This is a genomic window from Allostella sp. (genome assembly GCF_041913585.1).
In the GTDB taxonomy this organism is placed as follows: Bacteria; Pseudomonadota; Alphaproteobacteria; order ATCC43930; family Allostellaceae; genus Allostella.
Map to the genome: position 1 here is coordinate 1 of NZ_JAYSFE010000065.1, position 26,667 is coordinate 26,667.

23 protein-coding genes, 1 pseudogene and 1 riboswitch are annotated in these 26,667 nt (G+C 73.1%); of the genes and pseudogenes, 12 read left to right on the top strand and 12 right to left on the bottom strand.

The genetic code is table 11. The annotated features are described in order from the left end of the window. The 4 genes from ACE3Q3_RS13625 to ACE3Q3_RS13640 all read left to right on the top strand — a co-directional run. On the top strand, nt 1-775 hold a 775-nt coding region (locus ACE3Q3_RS13625), incomplete at its 5' end, for a glycosyltransferase family 4 protein (RefSeq protein WP_374446906.1). Beyond that, nucleotides 772-1,563, top strand: coding sequence for a class I SAM-dependent methyltransferase (locus ACE3Q3_RS13630; RefSeq protein ID WP_374446907.1), 792 nt, complete (start codon nt 772-774; stop codon nt 1,561-1,563). The genes ACE3Q3_RS13625 and ACE3Q3_RS13630, both read left to right, overlap by 4 nt. Beyond that, nucleotides 1,560-3,323 (top strand): glucans biosynthesis glucosyltransferase MdoH, encoded by a 1,764-nt coding sequence (gene mdoH, locus ACE3Q3_RS13635; protein WP_374446909.1) that lies wholly within the window; start codon nt 1,560-1,562, stop codon nt 3,321-3,323. Before ACE3Q3_RS13630 ends, mdoH begins: the two co-directional genes overlap by 4 nt. Further along, the gene (locus tag ACE3Q3_RS13640; protein WP_374446910.1) at nt 3,320-4,087 is read left to right on the top strand and encodes an FkbM family methyltransferase; all 768 of its coding nucleotides are present in this window, start codon (nt 3,320-3,322) and stop codon (nt 4,085-4,087) included. The genes mdoH and ACE3Q3_RS13640 overlap by 4 nt, the downstream gene beginning before the upstream one ends. A gap of 18 nt (nt 4,088-4,105) precedes the next feature. Here the strand turns inward: ACE3Q3_RS13640 and ACE3Q3_RS13645 are convergent, their stop codons facing one another. Further along, nucleotides 4,106-5,038, bottom strand: coding sequence for a lipid kinase (locus ACE3Q3_RS13645; RefSeq protein WP_374446911.1), 933 nt, complete (start codon nt 5,036-5,038; stop codon nt 4,106-4,108). 154 nt (nt 5,039-5,192) lie between these two features. Between ACE3Q3_RS13645 and ACE3Q3_RS13650 the strand changes: the two genes are divergently transcribed. The 3 genes from ACE3Q3_RS13650 to ACE3Q3_RS13660 all read left to right on the top strand — a co-directional run bounded on the left by ACE3Q3_RS13650 (nt 5,193) and on the right by ACE3Q3_RS13660 (nt 7,788). Continuing rightward, nucleotides 5,193-5,873 (top strand): phosphatase PAP2 family protein, encoded by a 681-nt coding sequence (locus ACE3Q3_RS13650; RefSeq protein WP_374446913.1) that lies wholly within the window; start codon nt 5,193-5,195, stop codon nt 5,871-5,873. Nucleotides 5,874-6,070: 197 nt separating this feature from the next. Beyond that, a complete protein-coding gene (locus ACE3Q3_RS13655) occupies nt 6,071-7,240 on the top strand; it encodes a murein transglycosylase A (protein WP_374446914.1) in 1,170 nt (389 codons plus the stop codon). Between the two features lie 89 nt (nt 7,241-7,329). Beyond that, the gene (locus ACE3Q3_RS13660; RefSeq protein WP_374446916.1) at nt 7,330-7,788 is read left to right on the top strand and encodes an OsmC family protein; all 459 of its coding nucleotides are present in this window, start codon (nt 7,330-7,332) and stop codon (nt 7,786-7,788) included. A gap of 383 nt (nt 7,789-8,171) precedes the next feature. Here ACE3Q3_RS13660 and ACE3Q3_RS13665 read toward each other — a convergent pair whose 3' ends face one another. Beyond that, nucleotides 8,172-10,040: a dihydroxy-acid dehydratase gene (locus ACE3Q3_RS13665; protein WP_374446917.1), complete on the bottom strand. Its 1,869-nt coding sequence runs from the start codon at nt 10,038-10,040 to the stop codon at nt 8,172-8,174. Nucleotides 10,041-10,221: 181 nt separating this feature from the next. On the opposite strand from ACE3Q3_RS13665, the gene ACE3Q3_RS13670 reads away from it, so the two are divergent. Next, nucleotides 10,222-10,782, top strand: a complete 561-nt coding sequence (locus ACE3Q3_RS13670; RefSeq protein ID WP_374446918.1) for a lipocalin family protein — start codon at nt 10,222-10,224, stop codon at nt 10,780-10,782. Between the two features lie 6 nt (nt 10,783-10,788). On the opposite strand, the gene moaA is transcribed toward ACE3Q3_RS13670, so the two are convergent. After that, complete coding sequence (gene moaA / locus ACE3Q3_RS13675) at nt 10,789-11,814, bottom strand: GTP 3',8-cyclase MoaA (RefSeq protein WP_374446919.1); 1,026 nt, start codon at nt 11,812-11,814, stop codon at nt 10,789-10,791. Between the two features lie 166 nt (nt 11,815-11,980). Between moaA and ACE3Q3_RS13680 the strand changes: the two genes are divergently transcribed. The 4 genes from ACE3Q3_RS13680 (at nt 11,981) to ACE3Q3_RS13695 (ending at nt 16,769) form a co-directional block, all read left to right on the top strand. Next, entirely contained in the window at nt 11,981-13,678 is a 1,698-nt protein-coding gene (locus tag ACE3Q3_RS13680; RefSeq protein WP_374446921.1) for an ABC transporter permease, read from the top strand. Continuing rightward, nucleotides 13,678-14,964, top strand: a complete 1,287-nt coding sequence (locus tag ACE3Q3_RS13685) for an ABC transporter substrate-binding protein (protein WP_374446922.1) — start codon at nt 13,678-13,680, stop codon at nt 14,962-14,964. Before ACE3Q3_RS13680 ends, ACE3Q3_RS13685 begins: the two co-directional genes overlap by 1 nt. Then, entirely contained in the window at nt 14,961-15,995 is a 1,035-nt protein-coding gene (locus ACE3Q3_RS13690; RefSeq protein WP_374446923.1) for a low specificity L-threonine aldolase, read from the top strand. Before ACE3Q3_RS13685 ends, ACE3Q3_RS13690 begins: the two co-directional genes overlap by 4 nt. Before the next feature lie 53 nt (nt 15,996-16,048). Beyond that, nucleotides 16,049-16,208, top strand: a riboswitch (FMN riboswitch). A 60-nt stretch (nt 16,209-16,268) separates the two neighbouring features. Beyond that, complete coding sequence (locus tag ACE3Q3_RS13695) at nt 16,269-16,769, top strand: 6,7-dimethyl-8-ribityllumazine synthase (RefSeq protein ID WP_374446924.1); 501 nt, start codon at nt 16,269-16,271, stop codon at nt 16,767-16,769. A gap of 33 nt (nt 16,770-16,802) precedes the next feature. Here ACE3Q3_RS13695 and ACE3Q3_RS13700 read toward each other — a convergent pair whose 3' ends face one another. The 9 genes and pseudogenes from ACE3Q3_RS13700 to ACE3Q3_RS13740 form a co-directional block, all read right to left on the bottom strand. Next, nucleotides 16,803-18,884, bottom strand: a complete 2,082-nt coding sequence (locus ACE3Q3_RS13700; protein ID WP_374446925.1) for a PAS domain S-box protein — start codon at nt 18,882-18,884, stop codon at nt 16,803-16,805. Beyond that, nucleotides 18,884-20,074 (bottom strand): EAL domain-containing protein, encoded by a 1,191-nt coding sequence (locus ACE3Q3_RS13705; RefSeq protein ID WP_374446926.1) that lies wholly within the window; start codon nt 20,072-20,074, stop codon nt 18,884-18,886. Before ACE3Q3_RS13705 ends, ACE3Q3_RS13700 begins: the two co-directional genes overlap by 1 nt. A gap of 166 nt (nt 20,075-20,240) precedes the next feature. Then, nucleotides 20,241-20,747 carry a GNAT family N-acetyltransferase gene (locus ACE3Q3_RS13710; RefSeq protein ID WP_374446927.1) on the bottom strand — a complete coding sequence of 169 codons (507 nt, stop codon included), beginning with the start codon at nt 20,745-20,747 and terminating at the stop codon, nt 20,241-20,243. Next, on the bottom strand, nt 20,747-21,379 hold the full coding sequence (locus tag ACE3Q3_RS13715) for a glutathione S-transferase family protein (protein ID WP_374446929.1): 633 nt from the start codon (nt 21,377-21,379) through the stop codon (nt 20,747-20,749). The genes ACE3Q3_RS13710 and ACE3Q3_RS13715 overlap by 1 nt, the downstream gene beginning before the upstream one ends. After that, entirely contained in the window at nt 21,379-23,706 is a 2,328-nt protein-coding gene (locus ACE3Q3_RS13720; protein WP_374446931.1) for a xanthine dehydrogenase family protein molybdopterin-binding subunit, read from the bottom strand. The genes ACE3Q3_RS13715 and ACE3Q3_RS13720 overlap by 1 nt, the downstream gene beginning before the upstream one ends. A gap of 10 nt (nt 23,707-23,716) precedes the next feature. Beyond that, the gene (locus tag ACE3Q3_RS13725; protein WP_374446933.1) at nt 23,717-24,613 is read right to left on the bottom strand and encodes an alpha/beta hydrolase; all 897 of its coding nucleotides are present in this window, start codon (nt 24,611-24,613) and stop codon (nt 23,717-23,719) included. Nucleotides 24,614-24,621: 8 nt separating this feature from the next. Continuing rightward, entirely contained in the window at nt 24,622-25,128 is a 507-nt protein-coding gene (locus tag ACE3Q3_RS13730) for a hypothetical protein (RefSeq protein ID WP_374446934.1), read from the bottom strand. Then, nucleotides 25,125-26,303: a VWA domain-containing protein gene (locus ACE3Q3_RS13735; RefSeq protein WP_374446935.1), complete on the bottom strand. Its 1,179-nt coding sequence runs from the start codon at nt 26,301-26,303 to the stop codon at nt 25,125-25,127. The genes ACE3Q3_RS13730 and ACE3Q3_RS13735 overlap by 4 nt, the downstream gene beginning before the upstream one ends. 21 nt (nt 26,304-26,324) lie before the next feature. After that, a pseudogene (locus ACE3Q3_RS13740) lies at nt 26,325-26,667 on the bottom strand (ATP-binding protein); the annotation flags it as partial.

Sequence of the window (26,667 nt, forward strand, 5' to 3'; positions counted from 1 at the left end):
CCTCGTCCACCATCCGCTGGCCGAGGAGACCGGGCTGGCGCCGGCGGCGGCGGCGGAACTGCGCCTTGCCGAACGGGCGGCGCTGGCGCGGGTCGACGGCATCGTCGTCACCAGCGCCTTCACCGGGCGCGTGCTCGGCCGGGACTACGGGGTGCCCGCCGGGCGCGTGGTGGCGGTGCCGCCCGGCGTCGACCGCCCGCCGCCCGCCCCCCGGGGGCGGGCGCCGGGGCCGGTGCGCCTGCTGTCGGTGGCGGCCCTGGTGCCGCGCAAGGGCCACGACCTGCTGGTGGCGGCCCTCGCGACCATGGCCGATCTCGACTGGACCCTGGCCGCGGTCGGCGCCAGCGACCGCGATCCCGCCCTGACCGCTTGCCTGCTGGAACAGGTGGCCCGCAGCGGCCTCGGCGACCGCATCCGCTTCACGGGCGAGGTCGACGACGCGACGCTCGCCGCCCATTGGCTGAGCGCCGACCTCTTCGTCCATCCCGCCCACTACGAGGGCTACGGCATGGCCTTGTCCGAGGCGCTGCGGGTCGGGCTGCCGGTGGTCGCCGCGGCCGGCGGCGCGGTGCCGGAAACGGTTCCGGACGGGGCCGGCTTGCTGGTCCCGCCGGGGGACGCGGCCGCCCTGGCCGCCGCGCTGCGCCGCGTCGTTGCGGACGCGGCGTTGCGGCATCGCCTGACGGCCGGCGCCGCGGCCGCCGGAGCGGCGCTGCCGGACTGGGACATGGCCGCCCGCCGCTTCGCGGCCGCCATCGCCAGGCTCGCACGGTGAGCGGCTTTTCCGCCGACTGGCTGGCGCTGCGGGCGCCCTTCGACGACGCCGCGCGCTCGGCGGCGCTGGCGCGCGCCTTCGCCCGGCGGCTGCCGGCCGGCCCGGCGATCGTCGACCTCGGGGCGGGCACCGGCGCGGCGCGGCGCGCACTGGCGCCGCTCGTCGGCCCGGCCGCGCGCTGGTGCCTCGTCGAGGGCGACCCGGCCCTCCTGGCCGCCGCGCTGGCGGCCGCGCCGGGCGCCCGCGGACTCCATCTCGATCTCTCCGGGCGATGGTGGCCGGCCGTCGATCGCGGCGCCGACGCGGTCACGGCCTTCGCGCTCCTCGACCTCGCGACGGCCGGCTGGGTCGAGGCGCTCGCCGCCGCGCTGGTCCGCCGCGGCCTGCCGCTCTATGCGCCGCTGGTGGTCGACGGCCGCGGCGGCTGGGCCCCCGCCGACCCCGACGACGCCCTCGTCGAAGGGCTGTTCCGGCGCCATCAGCGGCGGCCGAAGGGGCTGGGCCGCGGTCCGGCGCTCGGTCCCGACGCGGTTCCGCGGGTGGCCGCCGCCTTCCGGCGGCGCGGCTGGCGCGTCCGCTCGGCGCGCAGCGACTGGCGCATCGGCCCGGCCGCCCGCGCGATGCGGGCGGCGTTGAGCGCCGGCCCCGCCCGGCCCGGGCCCGAGCAGTCGCCGGCCGCGGCCGCGGCCGTCGCCGCCTGGGCCGAGCGGCGGCGGCGGCAGGCGGACGAGGGCAGGCTGGCGCTTACCGTCGGCCATCGCGACATCCTGGCGGAGCCGGCCGAATGAGGGACGCGACGATGGCGGGCGCGGGCGCGGAGCGCGGCATCACCCGGCGCCGGATGCTCTATGCGGCGGTGTCGATGGCGAGCGGACTGGCGCTCGCCGGGCTGGCGGCGGCCGCCCTCCGCCCGGGCGGCTTCGACGGCTGGGATGCCGCGATCCTGCTGCTCTTCGTGGTCACCGTCCCGTGGGGCGTGATCGGCTTCTGGAATGCCGCGATCTTCCTGTGGCTGCGGTTCACGGCGGCGGACGCCGTGGCGGCCGTCGCCCCCTTCGCCCGTCCGTCGCGGCCGGCCGGCCGGCCCGCCGGCCGCACGGCGATCCTCATGTGCGTCCGCAACGAGGACCCGGCGGGGGCCTTCGGCGCCCTGTCGCGCCTGATGGCGGACCTGGCGCAGGGCGGCCATCGCGACCAGTTCCACGCCTTCGTGCTGAGCGATACCGACCGGCCCGACATCGCCGCCGCCGAGGAGGCCCTGGCCGCGGCGATCGCGGCGCGCCATCCCGTCACCTATCGCCGGCGCACCGCCAACGAAGGCTTCAAGGCCGGCAACATCCGCGACTTCTGCCTGCGCTGGGGCGGCGAGTACGCGTTCATGGTGACGCTCGACACCGACAGCATCATGTCGGCCGACGCCATCCGCCGCCTCGTCGGGATCATGGAGGCGAACCCGCGCTTCGGCATCGTCCAGACGCTGGTGACGGGGATGCCCTCGACCAGCCTCTTCGCCCGCCTCTTCCAGTTCGGCATGCGGCTCGGCATGCGCTCCTACACCCTGGGCTCCGCCGCCTGGCAGGCCGATTGCGGCCCGTACTGGGGGCACAACGCCATCATCCGGGTGGCGCCCTTCACCCGCCACTGCCACATTCCCCGTCTCTCCGGCCGGCCGCCCTTCGGCGGCGACGTGCTGAGCCACGACCAGATCGAGGCGGCGCTGATGCGCCGCGCCGGCTGGGAGGTGCGCGTCCTGCCGGAGGAAGGCGGAAGCTGGGAGGCCAACCCGCCGACACTGGTCGAGTTCGTGCGCCGCGACCTGCGCTGGTGCCTCGGCAACATGCAGTATGTCCGCCTCGTCGGGATGCCGGGCCTGCTGCCGGGAAGCCGCTTCCATCTCTGGCTGGCCATGCTGATGTTCTTCGGCGCGCCGGCCTGGACCGCCTTCTTCGCCGTCCTCGCCTGGCGCAGCGCGACGCAGCCCGAGGGGGCGGCGATCTTCGACCCCGTCCTCGGGCCGGCGCTGCTCGCCATCGTCCTCGTCTTCGTCTTCGCGCCCAAGTTCGCGACCGCGATCGACGTGCTGCTGCATCGCGACGAGCGCCGCAGCTTCGGCGGCGCGCCGCGGTTCCTCGCCGGGTTCGCGGCCGAGTTCGTCTTCTCCCTGCTGCTCTTCCCGATCACCACGCTCGCCCACACCCTCTTCATGCTCGGCCTGCCGTTCCGCCGCCGCGCCGGGTGGACGGGCCAGGCGCGCGCCGACCACGCCGTGCCCTGGGCGGTCGCGCTCCGGACCCTGTGGCGGCAGACGCTGGCAGGCGCCGTCGGCACCGCCGTCTTCCTGGCCGGCTCCTGGGAGGCCTGGGCCTGGGGCCAGCTCGGGCTCGCGGGCCTGCTCTTGGCGGTTCCCTTCGCGGTCGCGACCTCGGTGCCGCGGCTCGGCCGCTGGGCGGCGCGGGTCGGCTTCTGCCGCCTGCCGGAGGAGACGGCGCCGCCGCCGGAACTGGTCGCGGCCGGGCTCGCCGCGCTGGCGCCGGCGGCCGGCCGATGACCCGGATCGGCGACGGGCTGCGCCAGGCGCGGGGCATCCTGCGCTCGCTCGCCATCTACTATCGCGGCCGCGAGCGCCGGCGGGCGATGGACCGGCTGCATGCGCGCTTCGTGCGACCGGGCGACCTCGTCTTCGATGTCGGCAGCCATGTCGGCGACCGCATCGCCTCGTTCCGCCGCCTCGGCTGCCGGGTGGTCGCGGTCGAGCCGCAGCCGCCGCTGGCCGCGGTGCTGCGCCTGCTCTACGGCCGCGACCGGCAGGTGGCGATCGAGCCGGTGGCGGTCGGAGCGGCGGCCGGGCGGGTGACCCTGCGCGTCAACCGCGCCAATCCCACCGTCTCCACCGCCTCGGCCGACTTCATCCGCGCCGCCGCCGGCGCCGCAGGCTGGGAAGGGCAGAACTGGGACGCCGCGGTCGAGGTGCCGGTCACCACGCTCGACGCGCTGGTCGCCCGGCACGGGCCGCCGGCCTTCGTCAAGATCGACGTCGAGGGCTTCGAGGCCGAGGCGCTGGCCGGTCTGTCGCGGCCCCTGCCGGCCCTGTCGTTCGAGTTCACGACCATCCAGCGCGACGTCGCGTTCGCCGCCCTCGACCGCGTCGCCGCCCTCGGTCCCTATCGCTACGCGGCCGCGCTCGGCGAGAGCCAGCGGCTCGATGCCGGCGGGTGGCGGTCGCGTGCGGCAATGGCGGCGTGGATCGCCGACCTGCCGCAGCGCGCCAACTCGGGCGACGTCTATGCCGCGCTCGATCCGCCGCCCGACTGAGGGTGTGGGGGGCGGCGGTCACGGCGCGGCGGGTGGGGCGAAGATCTGGACCGCAGCCGGATGGACGCGGAAGCGCGCGGGCGTCGTCGTCACGATCTCGCCGTCGGCGTTGACCTGCATCGGCCGCCGCGTCGCGATCGTGCAGCCCGTCGTCCGCAGCGTGCGGACGTCGCTCCAGGTGCCGTGCGTGCCGCGGCGAAGCGCCGGCGCCAGCGCGATCAGGCGCCACCAGTGGTCGATCTCCAGGCTGTAGACGTCGAGCATGCCGTCGTCGGGCCGTGCCTCGGCGTCGACGGTCAAGCCGCCGCCGTAGTGCCGTCCGTTGCCGACCGCGACCTGGATGGTGCGCGACCGCATCTGCCCGCCGTCGTGGGTGATGGTGGCGGTGAAGGGACGCATTCGGCGCAGCAGGCGGAAGGCGGTGATGGCGTAGCCGAGCACGCCCCAGCGCCGCTTGGCCTCGGCCGAGAGTTCGCGCGCCAGCACGGCGCTGAAGCCGATGCTGGCGACGTTGAAATAGTAGCGGTCGTTGACTTGGCCGAGGTCGATCGTCCGCCGGTGCCCGGCGGCGATGATCCGGGCGGCGGCGACGGGGTCGGTCGGGATGTCGAGCGAGCGGGCGAGGTCGTTGGCGGTGCCGAGCGGCAGGATGCCGAGCGGCAGCCCGGTCGCGACGAGGCCGGGCGCGGCGGCGTTCATCGTCCCGTCGCCGCCGCCGACCAGGACTTCCGTGATCCCGTCGGCGGCATGGGCGCGGATCGCCGCGGCCGCATCGAAGCCGTCGCCGCCCGGACCGCCGCCGCCTGGGCCGTCGCCGCTTGGGCCGTCGACGATGGCGATGCCGGCCGCGGCCAGCACCGAGCGCGGGCCGTCGAGCGCGCTTCGGCCGCTGCGCGAGCGGGCATTGACGATCAGCAACGCCTTGCGCGCCGGCGGGGCGGATGCGCTCATGGGGAACGTGGCTCTCCGGCTGGCGTTGGCTCCCGGCGCACGATGGCCGGACGACGGGCTACAATCGCCGGAGCCGGCGTCCGGTTCCACCGCTCCCTGGCCTTTGCCCCTGTCCGGACCGCCGATGCGATCGCCTCCCTCCGGTTCCGCGTCGATGACGGCGCTCTTCGCCAGCCTCGCCGGCGCGCTCGCCCTGGTGCTGCTCGTCGGCGGCGGGGGCGGCCATCTCCGCGGCCTCGACGAAGGGCTGCTGCTCGCGCTCCGCGATCCCATGGACCGTGCCGATCCGCGCGGTCCGCTTTGGCTCGAGATCTTCTTCCGGGACGTGACCGCCCTCGGCAGCCATGCCGTCCTGGCCATCGTCCTCCTGGTGGCGGCGGGCCACCTGGCCTTGCTGCGCCAGCCGGTCGCGGTGCTGCTGGTCGGGCTTTCGGGGATCGGCGGGATCGTCCTCTCGACGGTCCTCAAGCTCGCGTTCGATCGGCCGCGGCCGGAACTCGTGGCCCATCTCGCCGAGATCCACACGGCGAGCTTTCCGAGCGGTCACGCCATGCTGTCGGCGGTGGTCTACCTGACGCTGGCGGGTCTGCTCGCCCGCATCCAGTCACGCCCGGCACTGCGGCGCTTCGTGCTCGCCGTCGGCATCGGGCTGACCGGCCTCGTCGGCGCGAGCCGCGTCTATCTCGGCGTCCACTGGCCGAGCGACGTGCTGGCCGGCTGGTGTCTCGGCACCGCCTGGGCGCTGCTCTGCCGGGCGGCGGTCGACCGCTTCGGCCGCGGCGCCGGCCGTCATCATCGCCGGTTGAGAAGCCTCGGGGCGGACCGCCCGGGTTGACTTCCGGATTCCACGACGGCTAACTCTCTGCCGAGCCGGCTCGCGGTCGGGGAAATCGCGACGTCCGGTGGCGGGGAATCGGATCAAAGGGGGCGTCGCCGAGGGGCGACGGAAAGGGGGGCTTGGTGCCAGCCAAGACGCGCCGCGCGGCGCTCGTTCGTCGACTTCGGGCCGGTGCGGGGACGCTGGCTCTGGTCATGACCCTGGCGGCCTGCGCCATGGATGGGCAGCCGGCCGCGGTGCAGACCTCGGTACCGTCGGTGCCGTCCGCGACGCTGGCCTACGAGCCGCCGGAGAGCACCGTCGAGGAACTGGACGAGATCCTGCGATCGTCGTCGCCGCGCCGGGCACCCCGGACCGCGGTCAACCCCAACATCCTCCCCGGCTGGTCCCAGGACCAGCAGGCGGAGGCCATCCCGGCGCTGCTCAATTCCTGCGGGGTCCTCTCCCATCAGCGCATGCTGGCGATCGGCGTCGACGCCACCCCGGACGACTGGGTCGACGTCTGCCTCGCCGCCGCCGCGCTGCCGCCCGACGACCAGGGCGCGGCCCGCCGCTTCTTCGAGCAATGGTTCACCCCGGTCAAGGTCGAGACCGAGAACGGCGGCAACGGCCGCTTCACCGGCTACTACGAGGCGCAGCTCCGCGGCTCGCGCAAGCCCTCCCAGCGCTACAACGTGCCGATCTACGGCTATCCGGGGCGTCCCGGCGGCAAGACCCTGCCGACCCGCGCCCAGATCGCCCGCGGCGCGCTGGGCAAGGGCGTGAAGCCGCTGCTCTGGGTCGACAGCGAGTTCGACGCCTACGTCCTCGAGATCCAGGGCTCGGGCCGCGTCCACATGGACGACGGCAGCGTCGTCGGCATCGGCTATGCCGGCCAGAACGGCCACCGCTTCGTCGACCTGACGGCGGTGCTGAGCCGCAAGGGCGCCATCGCCGACCGCTCGTTCGAGTCCCTGCGCCGCTACCTCGAGCGGCTGCCCCCGGCCCGCCGGCAGGCGGCGATGAACTACAACCCGAGCCAGGTGTTCTTCAAGCTGCGCGACGGCAAGAACCCGGTCGGCGCCCAGGGCGTGCCGCTGGTGGCGGGGCGCAGCCTCGCGGTCGACCCGCGCCATGTGCCGCTGGGCTCGCTGCTGTGGCTGCACGTCCCGAAGGGTCCGGGCGGCGACGAGGTGCGGCGGCTGGTCGTCGCCCAGGACACCGGCGGCGCCATCTCGGGTCCGGTGCGCGGCGACGTCTTCTGGGGGCATGGCGACGAGGCCCGCGGCCGGGCGCTGGCGACCAACGCGTCGGGCCAGTACTACATGCTGGTTCCCAAGACCAACACGATCCTGGCCCAGCTCTCGGCCCGCGCCACGCCGTAGCCGGAGCAAACGGCGCGCCTCCGCGCCGCGCAAGTTCCGGATAGAGCCGGGCCGCCGCCGCAGCCTATGCCGCGCCCCGGAGGTGCAGCATGAGCAGCTATGAAGCCGACGTCCTGTGGGAGCGCGGCGACCAGGTCTTTGCCGACGGCCGCTACAGCCGCGGCCATCGCTGGCGGTTCGACGGCGGCGCGGAGGTGCCGGCGTCGTCTTCGCCGCATGTCGTCCGGACCCCCTATTCCGTCGCCGAGGCCGTCGACCCGGAGGAGGCGTTCGTCGCCGCCCTGTCGAGCTGCCACATGCTCTTCTTCCTGCACCTCGCGCAGAAGCGCGGCCTCGTCGTCGACCGCTACCGCGACCGCGCCGTCGGGCACATGGAGAAGAATGCCGCCGGCCGGCTGGCCATGACGCGGGTCATCCTGCGGCCGGAGATCGCCTTCGCCGGCGGTGATCCGCCGCCCGGGATCGTCGCCGCCCTGCACCACGAGAGCCACGAGCTCTGCTTCATCGCCAACTCGGTGACGACCGAGGTCACCGTCGAAGGGCACTGAGACCGGGTCCGCAGTTCCACGACTCATGGTGCCGGCCGGCGTCCGTGCGTCCCTCGCCTTCGCTCGGGATGAGAAAACGAGCGAAGTCGAGGGAGGCAACGGCATCGATGACGGGGTCGTTCCGCATCCGCCGGACTGGGTATGAGACCGGGTCCGGCGCCCGGTTGCCCAAGCGCGGGAGGGCGCGTGCGCCGCGTCGAAACCGGCCCGGCCGTTCCAGCGTCCCTCGACCGCCCGCTGCGCTGGGCGTGTTCTGCCCAAGGAGAAAGTGGACGGTCGGTGCCCCGTCGGCGGGGCTGCCCGACCGGGCATGACGCCGCGAAACGACGGAGCCCCGCCGGCAGTGCCGGCGGGGCTCGCCCGATTGCCGCGCGTGCGGCCGCTCAGAACGCCTTGGCGACCTCCGGCCGATGCGCGTTCTTCGGCACGAAGCCCGAGCGCTCGGCCGGGCGGGGGTCGCGCACCCAGACCTCGCGGTTGGGGTGGAGCCCGCCGCCGCGGGTCGCCGGGACCGCCATGTGGCGGGCGCGGTGCAGGAGCCGGGTATCGGCGATGCCGCAGTTGGGATGGATGCCGCCATTGCCGGCGACCGCCTGCTCCCACGCCGCCTTGCGCCGCGCCAGCGTCGCCGGGTCCTGGAGCGCGGTGCAGTTCAGTTCGCTGGTGTTGAGGTCGACCACGATCTCGTCGCCGTCCTCGATGAAGGCGATCGGACCGCCGAGGGCGGCTTCCGGCCCGACATGGCCGATGACGAGGCCGACCGAGCCGCCGGAGAAGCGGGCGTCGGTCATCAGCGCCACGACGATGCCGCGCTCGCGGCAGAGGGTGGTGATGCGCGAGGTCGGGTCCAGCATCTCCGGCATGCCGGGCGCGCCGCTCGGCCCCTCGTAGCGCACGATGATCATGTCGTGGTTCTGGAAGTCCCCGGGCGCGTGGTCGAGCGCCTGCAGCAGTGCCTGCTCGCCCTCGAACACCCGCGCCCGGCCGCGGAAGACGTTGTTCTCGAGCCCTCCCTCGACCCCGGCCAGCTTGAGGATCGCCGAGAAGTCGGGCGACAGGTTGCCACCCAGCACGCGCAGGCCGCCGGTCGGCTTGTAGGGCTTGGCGACCGGGTGGATCACCCGGCCGTCGGCGCGCCCGGCGCCGAGGCGGGCGACCTGGGCGGCCAGCGTCTCGCCGGTGCAGGTCAGGACCTCGCCGTTCAGGAGGCCCGCCTCCAGCAGTTCGCGGACGATCACCTGCACACCGCCGACGGCATCGATGTCGACCATCGAATACTTGCCGTAGGGGCGGGCGTCGGTCAGCACCGGGACGACGTGCTGCGACAGGTGGTTGAACTCCTCCGGCGTCATGACCTCCTTCCAGAAGTCGGCATAGCCGGCCGCCCGCGCGATCTCGGGCGCATGCAGGGTGACGTTGGTCGAGCCGCCGATCGCCATCGCCACGATCACCGCGTTGCGCAGGGAATCCCGGACGACGATGTCGCGCGGCTTGAGGTCGGTCTCGATCAGGCGGGCGAGATGGTCGACCAGTTCGCCCGGAAACTCCGACAGCCGCCGCGGGTCGTCGGAGGCCGGCGCCACCATGTGCAGCGGCTGCATGCCGACGACGCCGATGAAGGTCTGCATGGTGTTGTAGGTGAACATGCCGCCGCAACTGCCGATGCCGGGGCAGGCATGGCAGGAGATGTGGTGGCGATAGGCAGCGTCGGGGTGGCCGGCCACCTGGTAGGCGCTGACGATGTCGAGCGCCTCGCCGGTGTTCGGGTCGTGGCCCGGATGGATCGGGCCGTCCGACATGATGATCGCCGGCTGATTGTGCTCGAGAAGTGCGGCCAGCGTGCCGACCGGCGGCTTGTCGCAGGCGACGACGGCGATGGTGCCGGCGAGCCCGGTCGCCTCCAGATGCTCGCACAGCGCGTCGTGGGTGACCTCGCGGCCGATCAGCGAATAGCGCATCTCGCGGGTGCCGTTGCGGATGCCGTCCGAGGTCGCGATCGTGTATTCGGGCTGGACGAGGCGGAGGCGGAGCTGGCCCGGGCCCTTGCCGATCCGGTCCTTGAGCCGGGCATGGATCGCATCGACCTTCGCCATCACGCCGAGATAGCACTGGCTGTCGCCCTTGGTGCCGACGACGCCGACCGACGGCTCGTGGATGAGGTCGGGATCGGTGCCGAGCTCGATCGCGAGCCCGATCGTCTGGCTCGAGCGGCCCGGATGGCGGTCGATGAGAACTGTCTTTGAGCTCGGCACGGCGAGTTCCTCGGGATGCAGGTTTGTCGTTGCGCCGGGGGCAGCCGGCCTGGCGCCCCCGGGCGGAGGGCAGGCAGTCTAGCCAAAGGCGGCGGCTTCTCGAAGGTCCCAATGGTCGCGGAACGATCCGCGCCGGGCGGGCGTCCGTATAGCGGCAGGCGGGCGAGAAGGGAGAGCGACGATGTGGCGGGCGGCGGTGGCGGGGTGGGCGATGGTCGGGCTGGCGGCCTGCGCCGGTGGCGGACGGCAGATGCCGGTGGTCGAGCGCGTCGATCTCGGCCGCTATGCCGGCGAATGGCATGAGATCGCGACGATCCCGGCATGGTTCCAGCGCGACTGCGCATCCGACACGCGCGCCCTCTACCGGCCGCTCGCGGGGGACCGGATCGCCGTCGTCAACCGCTGCCGCGAGGCGGACGGCCGGCTGCGGGAGGCGACCGGGACGGCGCGCACCACCGGCGCTCCCGGCGAAGGACGGCTCGAGGTGACCTTCGTCTCCGTCCTCGGCCTGCCCGTGTGGCTGGCGGGCGGCGCCTACTGGATCGTGGCGCTCGACCCGGACTACCGCTGGTCGGTGGTCGGGCACCCGTCGCGCGACTATGCCTGGATCCTGTCGCGGACCCCGACTTTGCCGCCCGAGACCGTGCGCCAGTTCCGGGCACGGCTGGCCGACCTCGGCTATGACACCTGCCGCCTCGTCGTCACGTCCGATCCGGCGCGGCCGCGCCTCTGCGATCTCTGAGGCGGGTCAGCCGCCGGTCACGCTCATGTGGCGGGAGACGGCCGGGCCGCGGCGCCGGCGGTCGATGACGAAGTCGTGGCCCTTCGGCTTGCGACGGATGGCGGCGCGGATCGCCGTCTCCAGCACGCCGTCGTCGTCGCTCGCCCTGAGGGGCGCCCGAAGGTCGGCCGCATCCTCCTGGCCGAGGCACATGTAGAGCGTGCCGGTGCAGGTCAGGCGGACGCGGTTGCAGCTTTCGCAGAAATTGTGGGTGAGGGGGGTGATGAAGCCGATCCGCCGCCCGGTCTCGCGCACCGTGTAGTAGCGGGCGGGGCCGCCGGTCCGGTAGTCGGTCTCGTCGAGCGTCCAGTTCTGCTGCACCCGGGCGCGGACGATCGAGAGCGGCAGGTACTGGTCGAGCCGCACCTCGCCGCCGATCTCGCCCATCGGCATGACCTCGATGAGCACGAGGTCGAAGCCCTCGTCGCCGCACCAGGCGATCAGCCGGTCGAACTCGTCGTCGTTCACGCCCTTCAGGGCGACGGCGTTGATCTTGACCGCGAGGCCCGCGGCCTTGGCGGCCGCCAGGCCCTCCAGCACCTGTTCGAGCCGGCCCCAGCGGGTGATGGCGGCGAACTTCGCCGGGTCGAGCGTGTCGATCGAGACGTTGATCCGCCGCACGCCGCAATCCGCCAGTTCGGCCGCGTGCCGGGCGAGCTGGCTGCCGTTCGTCGTCACCGTCAGCTCGTCGAGGTCGCCGGACCGGAGGTGTCGCGACAGCCCGCGGAACAGGCTCATGACGTTGCGGCGCACCAGCGGCTCGCCGCCGGTCATGCGCAGCTTGCGCACGCCGAGGCGCACGAAGGCGCTGCACAGCCGATCCAGCTCCTCCAGGCTCAGGACCTCGGCCTTCGGCAGGAAGGTCATGTCCTCGGCCATGCAGTAGAGGCAGCGGAAGTCGCAGCGGTCCGTCACCGACACGCGCAGGTAGGAGATCGCCCGGGCGAACGGGTCGATCAGCGGTGCGGGGCGATCCTCGACCAAAGTCGTCATATCTCCTCGTATATAAGGCCGGTCATCCTGCCCTGAAAAGGGGCAGAGTGCGACCGAATGACCCGATGCACCCATGGCCATCGGCGGTAGAACGTGACACATTCCGTGCGACCGCGACCATGATCCGCATTCGCAGCTGCGCTCCATCTCCCTCCGGGGCTTCCGCTTGACCGACGCCATCCTGTCCGGTCCGCCCGCCGGCCTCGTGCACGCCAGGCGCCGGCCGCAGTCCCGATCCGGCACCGGGACCTGGGCCGGCATCGCCATGCTGGTCGCGGCCATCGTCAGCGTGCCGCTCCTGGCCGTCTTCGCCAACCTGTTCGCCTCCTCGGACGGCGTCTGGGCCCATCTGGTGGAGACGGTGCTGCCGCGCTACGTCGCCAACAGCCTGTGGCTCGCCGCCGGGGTCGGCTGCGGCACCCTCGTCATCGGCACCGCCACCGCCTGGCTCGTCACCATGTACCGGTTTCCCGGCCGGCGCGTCTTCGAATGGGCGCTCCTGCTGCCGCTGGCGGCGCCCGGCTACGTCATGGCCTACGCCTACGCGGACTTCCTGCAGTTCGTCGGCCCGCTGCAGACGGCGCTCCGCGACGGGACCGGCTGGAGCCGTGGCGACTACTGGTTCCCGGAGATCCGCTCGCTCGGCGGGGCGATCTTCGTGCTGACGCTGGCCGCCTATCCCTACGTCTACCTCCTGGCGCGCGCGGCCTTTCTCGGGCAGTCGGTCTGCGTCCTCGAGGTCAGCCGCACGCTCGGCTGCGGCCAGTGGCAGATGTTCCGGCGGGTGGCGCTGCCGCTCGCCCGGCCGGCCATCGTCGCCGGGGTGGCGCTGGCGTTGATGGAGACGCTGGCCGAGTTCGGCACCGTCCAGCATTTCGGCATCGACACCTTCACGACCGGCATCTACCGCACCTGGTTCGCGCTCGGCACGCCCGTCGCGGCCGCCCAGCTCTCGGCGCTGCTGGTGGCGTTCGTCGCGCTCCTCGTCGTCGTCGAGCGCTGGTCGCGCGGGCAGGCCCGCTTCCACCACACCACGTCGCGCTGGCGCAGCCTGCCCGAGCGCCGCCTCGGCACGGCCGGCGGCCTGCTGGCGGCGACCGCCTGCGCCCTGCCGATCCTGCTCGGCTTCGCCGTGCCGGGCGGGGTCCTGCTGCACATGGCGATCGAGGGTGGCGACCCGCTGCTCGGCCGCCAGTTCCTCGGCTTCGCCCGCAACAGTCTGCTGCTCGGCGGCATGGCGGCGCTGCTGGTGGTGGCGGTCGCGGTCCTGCTCGCCTATGCCGCCCGGCTGGCGCCCGGCCGGCTGGTGCGCACCGCGGTCGGCGTCGCCACCCTCGGCTATGCCATGCCGGGCGCCGTCGTCGCGGTCGGCGTGCTGATCGCCTTCGGCGCCTTCGACACGGCGGTCGACGCCTGGGCGCGGCGCACGCTCGGCGTCTCGACCGGGCTCCTCTTCAGCGGCACCGCCGGGGCCCTGCTGATCGCCTACCTCGTGCGCTTCCTGGCCGTCGCCTTCAACGCCGCCGAGGCGAGCCTCGCCAAGGTCACCCCCCATATCGACCAGGCGGCGCGGGTGCTGGGGCAGGGGCCGCGCGGCACGTTGTGGCGCGTCCACCTGCCGATGCTGCGCGGTGGCCTGCTGACCGCCGCCCTGCTCGTCTTCGTCGACGTCATGAAGGAATTGCCCGCCACCCTCATCGTGCGGCCCTTCGATTTCGACACGCTCGCGATCCGCGCCTATCGCCTCGCCTCGGACGAGCGGCTGGCAGAAAGCTCGACGGCCTCGCTTGCCATCGTGCTCGCCGGTATCTTGCCGGTCATGCTTCTGAGTCGTGCCATCGGCCGGGCGCGTCCCGGCGCGTGATGTCCCATCGCATCCCGGCCGCGGCCGCGCTCGCCGCCGCGCTCGCCCTGTCGCCCCCGGCCGGCGCCGCCGACCCCGTCACCATCGCCGTCGTCCTCAGCGAGACGCCGGCGCCGGCCGCCTTTCCGGCGGCGCTGATCCGCGCCGGCATCGAGGCGGCGGTCCAGGCCGCCAACGCCGAGGAGGCCGGCAAGGCCCATCCGGTGCAGGTCGTCTTCGCCGACGACCGCGGCACCCTGCCCGGGGCCGGCGAGGCGGCCGGGCGCCTCCTCGCCGACGGCCGGGCGGTGGCGCTGATCGGCGGCCAGGTGTCGGCGACGGCGCCGGCCCAGATCGCCGCCGCCGCCCGCGCCGAGCGGCCCTTCGTCAACGTCAACGGCTGGGACGCCGGGCTGCGCGTGCCGGGCGTCGCCGCCGTCTTCCACATCGCCCCCGACGCGCGGACGGTTCCGGCAATGCTGGCGCGGTCGGCGGCTGCCCTCGCGGCGACGCGGGTGGCGCTCACCGCGCCCGTGACCGACCGCGGCGCCGAGGCGCGGGCGGAGCCCCTGAAGGTGGCGCTGGCGGCCCTCGAACCGCCGGTCCCGGCGGCCTTCGTTCCCTTCGACCCCGCCCAGCGCGGGCCGGCCGCGGCCGCGCCGCTCCGGCGCGATCCGCCCGACCTCGTGTTCGCGGTCCAGGGCGGCGCGGCGGGCGCCCGCTTCCTCGGCCAGTTGCGTCAGGCCGGCATCGCGCCGACGGCGCGCACGCTCGTCCTCGACGCCGCCGGCATCGCCGATTCGGCGGCCTTCTGGGAGGACGCGCGCGAATCCGGGCGGCTGCTCCTGTCGGTGGCGCTGCACCATCCGGCGATCCCGGTGACCGCGCGCGGCGAGGCGGTCCGGCGCGCACTGCCGACCGACCTGCCGGAGACGCGGCTCTTCCACCAGGGGGCGGATGCGGTCTTCCTGCTGGTGGACGGCCTGCGCCGCGCCCGTTCGACGGACGCCACGGCGCTGGTCCGCGCCATGGATGCCGCTCCCGCTACCGGCACCCGCGGCCCGATCCGCTTCCAGACCGACGGAGGCACGCGCCAGCGCATCGACATTCCGTTCGCGCTCGTGCAGCACCAGGAGCAGGGCGCGCCGGCCGAGCGCGCCCAGGCGATCTGGGTGCCGGGCCGGTCGCTCCGGGCCGACCGTCTGCTCCGACCCGGGGCTTCCGCGGCGACCCCGGCGCGGCCCGAGCCGGCGCGCCCGGTGCCGCCGCCCGCCAAGCCCGTTCCTGCCGCCGGAGTGCCCCGATGAGCGTCGTCAACCTCTACAGCGACACCCAGACGCGGCCGACGGCCGCCATGCGCCGTGCCATCGCCGAGGCGCCGGTCGGCGACGAGCAGCGCGGCGAGGACCCCTCGGTCAACGCGCTGTGCGAGCGCGTGGCGGCGCTCCTCGGGCAGGAGGCGGCCCTGTTCCTGCCGTCCGGGACGATGTGCAACGAGATCGCGATCGCCGTCCATTGCCGCCCGGGCGACGAGGTGCTGGCCGACGTCACCTCGCACCTCATCCATTTCGAGGCCGGTGCGCCCGGCGCGCTGGCGGGCGTCCTGATCGGCACCCTGCCCGGCCGGCGCGGCGTCTTCACCGGCGCCGACGTCGATGCCGCGACCCGGGCGCTGACCCGTCACTCGCCGCGCCAGCGGCTGGTTTCGATCGAGAACACCGCCAATCTCGGCGGCGGCACCGTCTGGCCGCTCGCCACCGTCGCGGACGTCGCCGCCGCCGCCCGCCGGCGCGGGCTCGCGGTCCACATGGACGGCGCGCGGCTGCTGAACGCCGTCGTCGCCTCGGGCACTCCGGCGGCCGAGTACGGCCGCGCCTGCGACAGCGTGTGGATCGACCTGACCAAGGGGCTCGGCTGCCCGGTCGGTGCCGTGCTCGCCGGCGGCCGCGACTTCATCGAGGAGGCGTGGCGCCTCAAGCATCGCTGGGGCGGCGCCATGCGCCAGGCCGGGATCGTGGCTGCCGCCGGCCTCCATGCCCTCGACCACCATGTCGATCGTCTGGCCGAGGACCACGAGAACGCCCGCCGCCTTGCCGACGGCCTCGCGGACCTGCCCGGGCTGGCGGTCGATCGCGCCGCGGTCGAGACCAACATGGTCTATATCGACGTCGCCGGCACCGGCCGCGGCGCCACCGATCTCGTCGCCGCCCTCAAGGACCGCGACATCGTCATGGGTGCGCTCGGGCCGACCAGCATCCGCGCCGTGACCCACCTCGACGTCGACCGCGCCGGCATCGACCGCGCGATCGCGGCCTTCGCCGCGGTGCTCGGCGGTTGACCCGCCGGCCCGGCCTCCGCTAGACCGGTTGGGCTGCCGGGTCGACCGGCGGCGAGCGTTCTCGGGGCGGGGCGGAAGTCCCCACCGGCGGTAACGGGTCGGCATGGCCGGCCCGAAGCCCGCGAGCGCCCGGCCGTGTCGCCATGGCCGGGGTCAGCAGATCGGGTGCGATTCCCGGGCCGACGGTCACAGTCCGGATGAAAGAGAACGGGTGAGCCGTGCGTCGCGCGGTCGGGGACCGATTCCCGGCAGCGTGCCCGCGCGTTCTGTCCCGTGCGCCCCGGTTCTGGCCCTTCGCTTCGGGAGCACGGCATGAATCAGCGCATTGCCTTCGTCCAGTCCTGCTGGCACCGCGACATCGTCGACCGGGCCCGCGATTCCTTCCTCGCCGCCATGGCCCGCGCCGGCCATCCGCGCGACGCAATCGACCTTTTCGAGGTGGCCGGCGCCTTCGAGATCCCGCTCCAGGCCAAGCTGCTCGCCAAGAGCGGCCGCTACGCCGCCATCGTCGGCGCCGGCTTCGTCGTCGACGGCGGCATCTACCGGCACGAGTTCGTGGCCGAGGCCGTGATCTCGGGCCTGATGCGGGTCCAGCTCGACACCGAGGTGCCCGTGCTGTCGGCGGTGCTGACGCCGCAGCGCTTCCACGAGCACGAGGAGCATCGCCGCTTCTTCCTCGATCATTTCGTCGTCAAGGGGGAGGAGGTCGCGGCGGCCTGCATCCAGACGCTCGCCAGCATGGCGGCGCTCCGCGGCATGCCGGCCGCGGCGTAGGGGGGCAGGCCGGGGCGGCCGACGTCCCGCCGCTCACTCGTCCATCACCTCGCGCAGGATCCGCGCGAGGTCGGCCTTGCGGTAGGGCTTGGTCAGCAGGGGCAGGCCGTGGCCGGCGCTGTCGGCGGCGGAGAGCTTGCCGTCCGGAAAGCCGGAGGTGAGCACGATGCGGACGCCCGGCCACTGCGCGCGGACCATCTGGGCGAGGTCGTAGCCGCTCATGCCGCCGGGCATGACGATGTCGGTGAACAGGATGTCGACCGGCTCGCGTGCCAGCACTTCCATCGCCGCGGCGCCGTCGGCCGCGGTGAGGACACCGTAGCCGAGCTCGGCGAGCTGGCGGGCGGCGACCCGGCTCAGGCCGGGATTGTCCTCGACGATCAGGACGCGCTCCGTGCCGCCGCGTTCGGGAGGGGACGGCGCGTCTACGGGAACCGTGTCGCCGGCGACGAGCGCCGGGGGCAGGAAGAGGCGGAAGGTGGTTCCGACGCCGACCTCGCTGTAGACGTGGATGTGGCCGCCCGACTGCTTCATGAAGCCGAACACCATGCTGAGGCCGAGGCCGGTGCCCTTGCCCTGGTCCTTGGTGGTGAAGAAGGGCTCGAAGATCTGCTCGACGATGTCGGGCGCCATGCCGGTGCCGGTGTCGCTCATTTCGATCATCGCATACTGGCCCGGCCGCACGTCCGGGTGCTGCAGGGCGTAGTCGGCGTCGAGCCGGCGGTTGCTGGTCGCGATCAGCAGCGTGCCGCCGCGCGGCATCGCATCGCGGGCGTTGTTGGCGATGTTGACGAGGCTCGCCTCGAGCTGGGCCGGATCGACGACGACCGGCCAGGTACCGGCATCGAGGTCGAGCTTGATCTCGATGTTCTCGCCGAGCGTCCGGCTCAGCAGTCGGGCGATCCGGGTCACCAGCTCCGGCAGGTCGATGCGCCTGGGCTGCAGTGGCTGGCGGCGGGCGAAGGCGAGCAGGCGCTGGGTCAGGTCGGCCCCGCGCATCGCCGCCTCCAGCGCTTCCTGCGCCAGCTCGACGGCTTCCCGGTCGACGGATTCGCGTTCCGACAGCAGGTCGAGATTGCCGATGATGACGCCGAGCAGATTGTTGAAGTCGTGGGCGAGGCCGCCGGTCAGGTTGCCGACCGCCTCCATCTTCTGGGCCTGGCGGAGCTGCATCTCGACGATCCGCCGGTCGGTGATGTCGCGGATCGCGGCGATGACGAAGAGTTCGTCGCCGATGCGGTCGGGATTGAGGCGGATCTCGACCGGGAACTCCTCGCCGTCCGCGCGCAGCGCATGGAGGTCGCCGCCCGTGCGCATGTCGCGCGCGGCCGGCGCGCCCATGTAGGCTTGGACGAAGGCCTCGTGGCGGCCGCGGAAGCGCTCCGGCAGCAGCACCGTGATGGGTTGGCCGATCAGGTCGGCGGGGGCGTGGCCGAACATGGTGCGGACGCGATCGCTGGCGAAGCGAATGCAGGCGCGCTGGTCGACGATGATGACGGCGTCGGGGATCGCCGCGAGGAAGCCGCCGAGCCGCAGTTCGCTGCGCTGCAGTTCCTGCGAGCGGCGCAGCAGGCTGCGCTGCAATTCCGCGTTCTCCGCGTCGCGCCGGGCCAGGACCCGGTTGGCGTCGCGGAGATGGGTGATCGTGTTGGCCTGCTGGAGATGGAGGATGTCGAAGTCCGAGCCCCGGCTGCGCAGCCGGGCCAGTTCGGTGACGTCCTCGACGCGGTGGATGATCCAGGCGACCTCGCCGGCGCCGTCGAGGACCGGGGTGTTGAGGGGGCTCCAGTAGCGCTCCTCGAACCCGCCGCCCTCCGTGTCCGGGCGCGGGATGTCGTACTTCTGCACCTCCATGGCGTCGGGACGCCGGAGCGCCAGGACGCGGTCGAGCGAGGCGCGCAGGTTGCGGGTTCCGGTCGCCGAGCCGTCGTCGGGGTTGTCGGGAAAGACCTCGAACAGGGGACGCCCGAGGATGGCCTCCCGGCGCACCATGGTCGCCCGGCAATAGGCGTCGTTGACGGCGACGATCTTGAGGTCCGCCGACAGGACGAGATAGAGGTTGGGGGCGCCCTCGAACAGGGCGCGGTAGTCGGGGGCCGGAACCGGGTCGTCCATCAGCCTGTCCCCGCCGCCGGGGTTCCTGCCAGGTACCGGGCGAAGTCGGCGGCGGGCATCGGCCGGGCGAACAGGTAGCCCTGCCCGACATCGAAGCCGAGCTCGGTCAGGACCCGGAGATCGTCCCTCGTCTCCACGCCCTCGGCGACGGCCGTCATCGCGAAGCGATGGGCGAGCTCGACGACCGAGCGGCACATGGCGCGCTTGTCGGCATCGTGCGCGCAGCCGTCGACGAAGACGCGGTCGAGCTTCAGCTCCGCGAAGGGCAGCTCGTCGAGGCGGCCGAGCGAGGAGTGCCCGGCCCCGAAATCGTCGATCGAGACATGGATGCCGTAGAGCTGGAGCTGGACCGCGACCTCGCGGGCCGTCTCCGGGTCGCGGATCGCCTCGTCCTCGGTGATCTCGACGATGAGGCCGCGGAAGTCCGGGTGGTCCGGCAGATGGCGGCGGACGCCGGCGACGAAATCGGCGCCCTGGAGGATCGAGGCCGGGACGTTGATCGCCAGGCGCGCGCCGGTCCAGCGGCGGGCGATCGCCGGCAGTGCGGCGAAGGACGACCAGTCGGCGAGCGACCGCCGGACCACGAAGTCCGTCAGCGGCCGGTACAAGGGGTCGCCCGCCGGCGGCAGGAAGCGGGCGGGCGGCAGGATCCCGTGCTCCGGATGGCGGCAGCGGATGAGCGCCTCGGCCCCGGCGACGGCCATCGTCGCGAGGTCGATCTTGGGCTGGTACCAGAGCTCCAGATGGTTGTTCTGCAGGGCCGCCTCGAACGGGCCGCCGGTCGTCTCGCGGCCGGAAGCGACGACGTCGGCCAGCCGCAACCTGAGGTCGGCGAGCCGGAAGGGCTTGCTCAGCGGCGGCGCCATGCGCAGGCCGCGCCGCTCGCCGATGCGGCGGACATCCTCCAGCGTGCCGGCGCCGTGGCCGCTGACCAGCAGCACATGGCCGGCGAAGCGGGCGACGGCGAGGCTGCGCATGACCTCGATGGCATCGGCCCCGCCGAGCGACAGGTCGAGGAGGATGACGTCGGGCCGGCGCAGCGTCAGTGCCGCCTCGACGTCCCTGAGCCGGCCGAATTCGTGGGCGACGAACCCGGCGATCCCCACCATCCGGCCGACGAACGCCCGCACCTGCGGCTCGTCGTCGACCACGAACGCGTGACGTTCGGTTCTGTCGCTGCCTTCGGGCATCGCGGCGTCGCCTCCGCGCAGTCGCTACGACCTGGTTCCGATGCAACGACCGATGGTCGTGGGCTGACCGCCGGAATGCGCGCATCCGTACATGCGCATGCTACACACTCCTCGGCAGTCGAGGAAGGCTTGCCGCTCGCGTGCGCGGAGGCGCCGGCAGCGTCGGCTACGGGGCGAGCGCCAATCTGTAGAAAGAGCGGTCCAGTGCCGGCAGGTACCGGTCCTCGACGAAGCCGGACTTTTCGAGCACGCGCCGGGAACCGCGATTGTCCGGATGGGCGAAGGCGACGACGGCCGCCAGTCCCTGTTCGCGGCCGAAGGCGAGCGCCGCCCGCGTCAGTTCCGTGGCGTAGCCGCGGCCCCAGACGGCGGGGTGGAAGAAATAGACGACCTCGACCCCCCAGCCCGGATCGAAGATGTCCTCGTAGAGCCCGCCCCAACCGACGATCCGTCCGCCGTCGCGCTCGCGGATCGTCCACGGCGCGAATCCGGTCCGCCGTCGCTGCCGTTCATGGACGGCGACGTAGCGCCGGCAGTCGCGCAGCGACTGGCGCGGGTGGGTGTGGGCCATCGCCGCCGGATCGCCCATGAAGGCGAAGAGGTCGGGAACGTCGGCGAGGCGCGGCGGGTCGAGCCGCAGGCGCGGGGTGAAGCGCGGCGCCGGCGCCGGCATCAGTAGAACGGGGCGGACAGCCCCTCGATCCGGAACATCTCGCGGACGGCGGGCCGTTCCAGGACGCGGCCGAGCCAGGGGCCGAGATGCGGCAGGTCGCGGGCCTTGCGCGGCAGGTTGCGGGACCAGCGCGCCAGCATGAAGAGATAGGCGTCGGCGATCGTGAAACGGTCGCCGACCAGCCAGTCGCGGCCCGCCAGCGCCCGGTCGAGCGGGGCGAACATGGCGGCCAGCCGCTCCTCCAGCCGGATACGGACCTCGGTGAAGTGGGCCTCCTCGGCCACCCGTTCGGGATAGAACCAGATCATCAGGTCGGCCTGGACCGTGTTCGTCAGGAACATCAGCCACTGGTAGAGCCGCGCCCGGTCGGGATGGCCGACCGGCGGTGCCAGCCCCGCCCCGGGATGGCGGTCGGCGAGGTGCAGGCAGATGGCGGCCGCCTCGAACACCACGAGGTCGCCGTCGACCAGCGTCGGCAGGCGGCCGAGCGGGTTGAGGGCGAGATATTCCGGCGTCTTGTGGGCGCCGGCCTCGCGGTCGAGGAAGACGATCTCGTGCGGCACCGCCAGTTCGCGCAGCACGATGTGGGGCGCCATGCCGGCCGTGCCGGGGCTGTTGTAGAGCCGGTACATCAATGCCTCCCGTGGATCGTCCGCCATAGCCGCTCGGGCGTCAGCGGCATGTCGACATGGCGGACGCCGAACGGCTTCAGGGCGTCGACGACGGCGTTGACGATGGCGGGCGGGGCGCCGGCGCAGCCGGCCTCGCCGGCCCCTTTGACGCCGAGCGGGTTGGCCGGCGCCGGATCCTCGCGGACATGCAGCCGGAATTCCGGCACGTCGTCGGCGCGCGGGATGCAGTAGTCCATGAAGGAGCCGGACAGGAGCTGGCCCGAGTCCGGGTCGTAGACCGTGTGCTCGAGCAACGCCTGGCCGAGGCCCTGGGCGACGCCGCCATGCACCTGGCCGCCCAGCATCAGCGGGTTCAGCACCCGGCCGAAATCATGGACGACGGTGTAGCCGACGACCTCCGGCTTCCCGGTCTCGCGGTCGATCTCGACCTCGGCGACGTGGCAGCCGTTGGGATAGGTGTAGCCCGGCACCTGGAAGCGGTGGTCGGCATCGAGGCCGGGCGCCATGCCGGGCGGCAGGCGGGCCGGATCGTGGGCCGCGGCGGCGACGTCGCGGAAGCCGATGCGGCGGTCGGTGCCGACGATCGAGAAGACGCCCTCCCGGAACTCGATGTCGGCCTCGGCCGTCTCCAGGAGGTGGCTCGCGATCGTCTTCGCCTTCTCGATGACGGTGCGGGTGGCGCCGTGGACGGCGCTCCCGCCCATCACCAGCGAGCGCGAGCCGCCGGTGCCCTGGCCGTGCTTCACCCGGTCGGTGTCGCCCTGGAGGACGTCGACCGCCGCGATCGGCAGGCCCAGCATCTCGGCCACGATCTGGGCGTAGGCGGTGACATGGCCCTGGCCGTTGGCCATCGTGCCGACCAGCACGGTCACCCGCCCGTCGGCGCCCACCTCCAGCGTCGCGTCCTCGTGCGAGGCGCCGGCGCAGCGCTCGACGTAGAAGGACAGACCGATGCCGCGCAGCCGGCCACGGGCGGCGGCGGCCGCCCGGCGCGCCTCGAAGCCCGCCCAGTCGACGAGCGGCATGGCGACGTTCAGGTTCTCCTCGAAGTCGCCGGCGTCGTAGGTGAGCCAGATCGGCGTCCGGTACGGAATTTCGGCCGGCCGGATGACGTTGCGCCGGCGCAGGTCGATGCGGTCGACGCCGAGTTCGGCGGCGGCGACGTCGACCAGGCGCTCGACGAGGTAGACTGCCTCCGGGCGGCCGGCGCCGCGATAGACGTCGGTCGGCACCGTGTGGGTGAAGGCGCCGGTGACGCGCAGGTGGATCGCCGGCGTCGCGTAGGCCCCGACCAGTGCCGGGGCGTTGAGGGTCGGCGACAGCAGGCCCTTGTTGGCGATGTAGGCGCCGATGTTGGCGGTGGTGGTGACGCGCAGTGCCAGGAAGCGGCCGTCGGCGTCGAGCGCCAGTTCGCCGCGGGTGCGGTTGTCGCGGGCGTGCGCGTCGGTCAGGAAGGCGTCGGCGCGGTCGCCGATCCACTTCACCGGCCGGCCGAGGCGACGGGCCGCCCACAGCACCAGGATCTGCTCGGGATAGAGCGAGTTCTTGATCCCGAAGCCGCCGCCGACGTCGCGCACGACGACGCGGATCGCCTCCTCGGGGACGTGCAGGACGTCGCTCGCCAGCTGCTCCTTGAGCTGGTGCGGCATCTGGCTCGCCGTGGTCAGGACGTAGCGGCCGTCGATCCATTCGCCGACGGCGCCGCGCGTCTCCATCGCCGCGACGACGATGCGGTTGTTGACGACGTCGAGCGTCACCACCCGGTGGGCGGCGGCGAAGGCGGCGTCGGTCGCCGGGCCGTTTCCGGTCTCCCAGACGAAGCAGATGTTGTCGGCCGTGCCGGCGTGGACCAGCGGCGCGTCGGGCGCCAGTGCCGCCACGGGGTCGACGGCGGCCGGCAGCGGCTCCCAGTCGATCGCGACCAGTTCGGCCGCCTCGCGCGCCTGTTCGGCCGTCCCGGCCAGCACCATCGCCACGCCGTCGCCGACATAGCGCACCGTGTCGCGGGCCAGCGCCGGCCAGGCCGGCAGCACGTTCGGCCGGGACGGGCCGGTGCCGGCCGGCCAGGGCGGCTGGTAGGTGCAGGGGATGCCGCCGACCCCGTCGGCCGCGAGATCGGCGCCGGTCAGCACCGCCGCCACGCCGTCCACCGCCAGGGCCTGGGCGGCGTCGATGGAGCGGATGCGGGCATGGGCGTGGGGCGAGCGCACCATCCAGGCATGCAGCAGCCCCTCCGGCCGATGATCGTCGACGAACCGGCCGCGGCCGGTCAGCAGCGAATGGTCCTCCTTGCGCCGGACGGGTTGCCCGAAGGCGTTCTGGCCCATCGCTCGATCCTCAGCCGTTCAGATGCTCGACGAACCAGTCGCGCGCGGCCCCGCCCGCCTGCGCCAGTCCGGCGATGTAGGGGTCGAAATGGCCGCCCGGCACCAGCACCAGCTTCTTCGGGTGCAGCGCCCGCTCGTAGGCTTCGAGCATCAGGTCGGGCGGGGTCAGCCGGTCGTGCGGGGCGACGATCAGCAAAAGCGGCGTCGGCGAGATGCGCGGGACGTAGATGCCGGGCTCGTACTCCCGCGCCATCTCCAGGGTGCGCAGCGTCACCTCGTTGCGCCAGGAGGGGGCGCGCCCGCGCGACCCGTCGAAGAAGTCCCAGCAGTCCTGGCCGGGCAGCGCACAGGGCTGGGCGGGGTCGCCGGCAACGACCGGGAAGAGGCCCGGCGGCTCGCCGCGGAAGCGGGCCTCGCGGTCGGCGTCGAAGCGGGCGAAGAGAGCCGGAAGCTGGTCCGGCCGCACCCGCCGCCGGCCGCTCTCGGCGCCGCTGATGTGCGGCACCTGGGCGACCACGCATTTCACCCGGCGGTCGATCGCCGCCACCACCAGGACATGGCCGCCGGAATAGCTGGTGCCCCAGACGCCGATCCGCGCGCGGTCGGTCTCGGGCAGGGTCGCGGCATAGGTGATGGCGGTACGGTAGTCGCGGACCTGCGCCCAGGGATCCATCTCCTGCCGAGGCAGGCCGTCGCTCGCGCCGAGGTTGCGGTGGTCGTAGACGAGGGCGTTGAGGCCGGCCGCGGCGAACAACTCGGCGAAGCCGTCGAGATACTGCTCCTTCACCGCCGAGAAACCGTGCGCCATGACGATCGTCGGCGCCGGGCCGGCGGCGCCGGCGGCGGGATAGAACCAGCCGCGCAGCGTCACGCCGTCGGCCGGGAATTCGATGTCGCGTCGCTGCATGGAGCCCCTCATTCGCGGCGGACCGTGACCTCGCGCCCGAGCAGCGGGCTGCGGCAGACGACGCCCTTGCCGTCGCCGGTGACGCCGACCGTGACGCGGATCTCGAACATGGCGTCGACCGTCTCGTCCCAGCTCGGGTCGATGGCGAACTGGTCGAGCCCGGGATAGGAGAAGAGGCTGGCCCAGGCCGAGGCCGGCCGGTAGGGCTCGCCCGTGTCCGGATGGACGGCGGCGGCGCGCTTCAGCTCGGCGACGATGGTGCGGCAGCGCGCCTCGGTCGCCGGGTCCTCCTCGGCGTAGGCGAAGACGACGATCCGGCCCTCCTGGAGCGCGGCGAAGCCGCCGAAACCGAGCGGCCGGCCGGTGTCGTCGACGAAGGCCTGGAGCCGGGCGAGCGACAGGTCGAGCAGCGTCGCCGGCCGCCCGCGCAACGCCGCGATGACGGCGTCCGGCTTCTGCGCCGCCGCGGGTGCGGCGGCCACGAGCAGCGCCAGCAGGGCGAGGCTGCGCCTCAATGCCCGAGCTCCCGCATCGCCTCGTCGAGGCCGGCCAGCGTCAGGGGGTACATCCGCCCCTCCATCTGCTTGCGGATCATCTCGATCGACTGCAGGTAGGACCAGCGCTCCTTCGGCACCGGGTTGAGCCAGACCGCATGCGGCCAGGTGTCGAGGATGCGCTTCAGCCAGACCTCGCCCGCCTCCTCGTTCCAGTGCTCGACGCTGCCGCCGGGCTGGACGATCTCGTAGGGGCTCATGCTGGCGTCGCCGACCAGGATGACCTTGTAGTCGGGACCGTAGGTGCGCAGCACCTCCTCGGTCGGCGTGCTCTCGACCCGGCGGCGCTGCGCGCTCTTCCACAGGCGCTCGTAGACGCAGTTGTGGAAGTAGTAGAATTCCATGTGCTTGAACTCGGCCTTGGTGGCCGAGAAGAGCTGCTCGCACAGCCGAATGTGGTCGTCCATCGACCCGCCGATGTCGAGCAGCAGCAGCACCTTCACCGTGTTGTGCCGCTCCGGCACCATGCGGATGTCGAGCCAGCCGGCGTTGCGCGCCGTCGAGCCGATGGTGCCGGGCAGGTCGAGCTCGTCGGCGGCACCCTCGCGGGCGAAGCGGCGCAGGCGCCGCAGCGCCAGCTTGATCTCGCGGGTGCCGAGGACGACGCTGTCGTCGAGGTCCTTGAACTCGCGCTTGTCCCAGACCTTGACGGCGCGGCGGTGGCGCGACTGGTCCTGGCCGATGCGGACGCCCTCGGGATTGTAGCCATGGGCGCCGAAGGGCGAGGTGCCGGCGGTGCCGATCCATTTCGACCCGCCCTGGTGGCGCCCCTTCTGCTCCTCCAGCCGCTTCTTCAGCGTCTCCATCAGCTTGTCCCAACCGCCGAGCGCCTCGATCCGGGCCATCTCCTCGGGCGTCAGGAACTTCTCGGCCAGCTTGCGCAGCCACTCCTCCGGGATCTCGGCCGCGATCTCGTCGCCGAGCCCCTCCAGGCCGCGGAAGACGCGGCCGAAGACCCGGTCGAAGCGGTCGATGTGCCGCTCGTCCTTCACCAGCGTCGCCCGCGCGAGGTAGTAGAATTCCTCGATGTCGAGGTTGGTGACGCCGGCCTTCATCGCCTCGAGCAGCGTCAGATACTCGCGCAGGCTGGCCGGAACGCGCGCCTCCCGGAGCTCGGTGAAGAAGCGCAGGAACATCGGCGGACCGGGCGGCGCCGCTCAGCGCCGTTCGCGGCGGTTGAGGAAGGCGAGCCGCTCGAAGAGGTGGACGTCCTGCTCGTTCTTCAGGAGCGCGCCGTGCAGCGGCGGGATCAGCTTCGCCGGGTCGCGTTCCTTCAGCACCTCGGGCGGGATCTCGTCGATCATCAGGAGCTTGATCCAGTCGAGCAGCTCGGAGGTGGACGGCTTCTTCTTCAGCCCCGGCACGTCGCGGATCTCGTAGAAGAGCGCCATCGCCTCCCGCACCAGATCGTTGCGGATGTTGGGAAAGTGCACGGCGACGATGCGCTCCATCGTCTCGCGGTCGGGGAAGCGGATGTAGTGGAAGAAGCAGCGGCGCAGG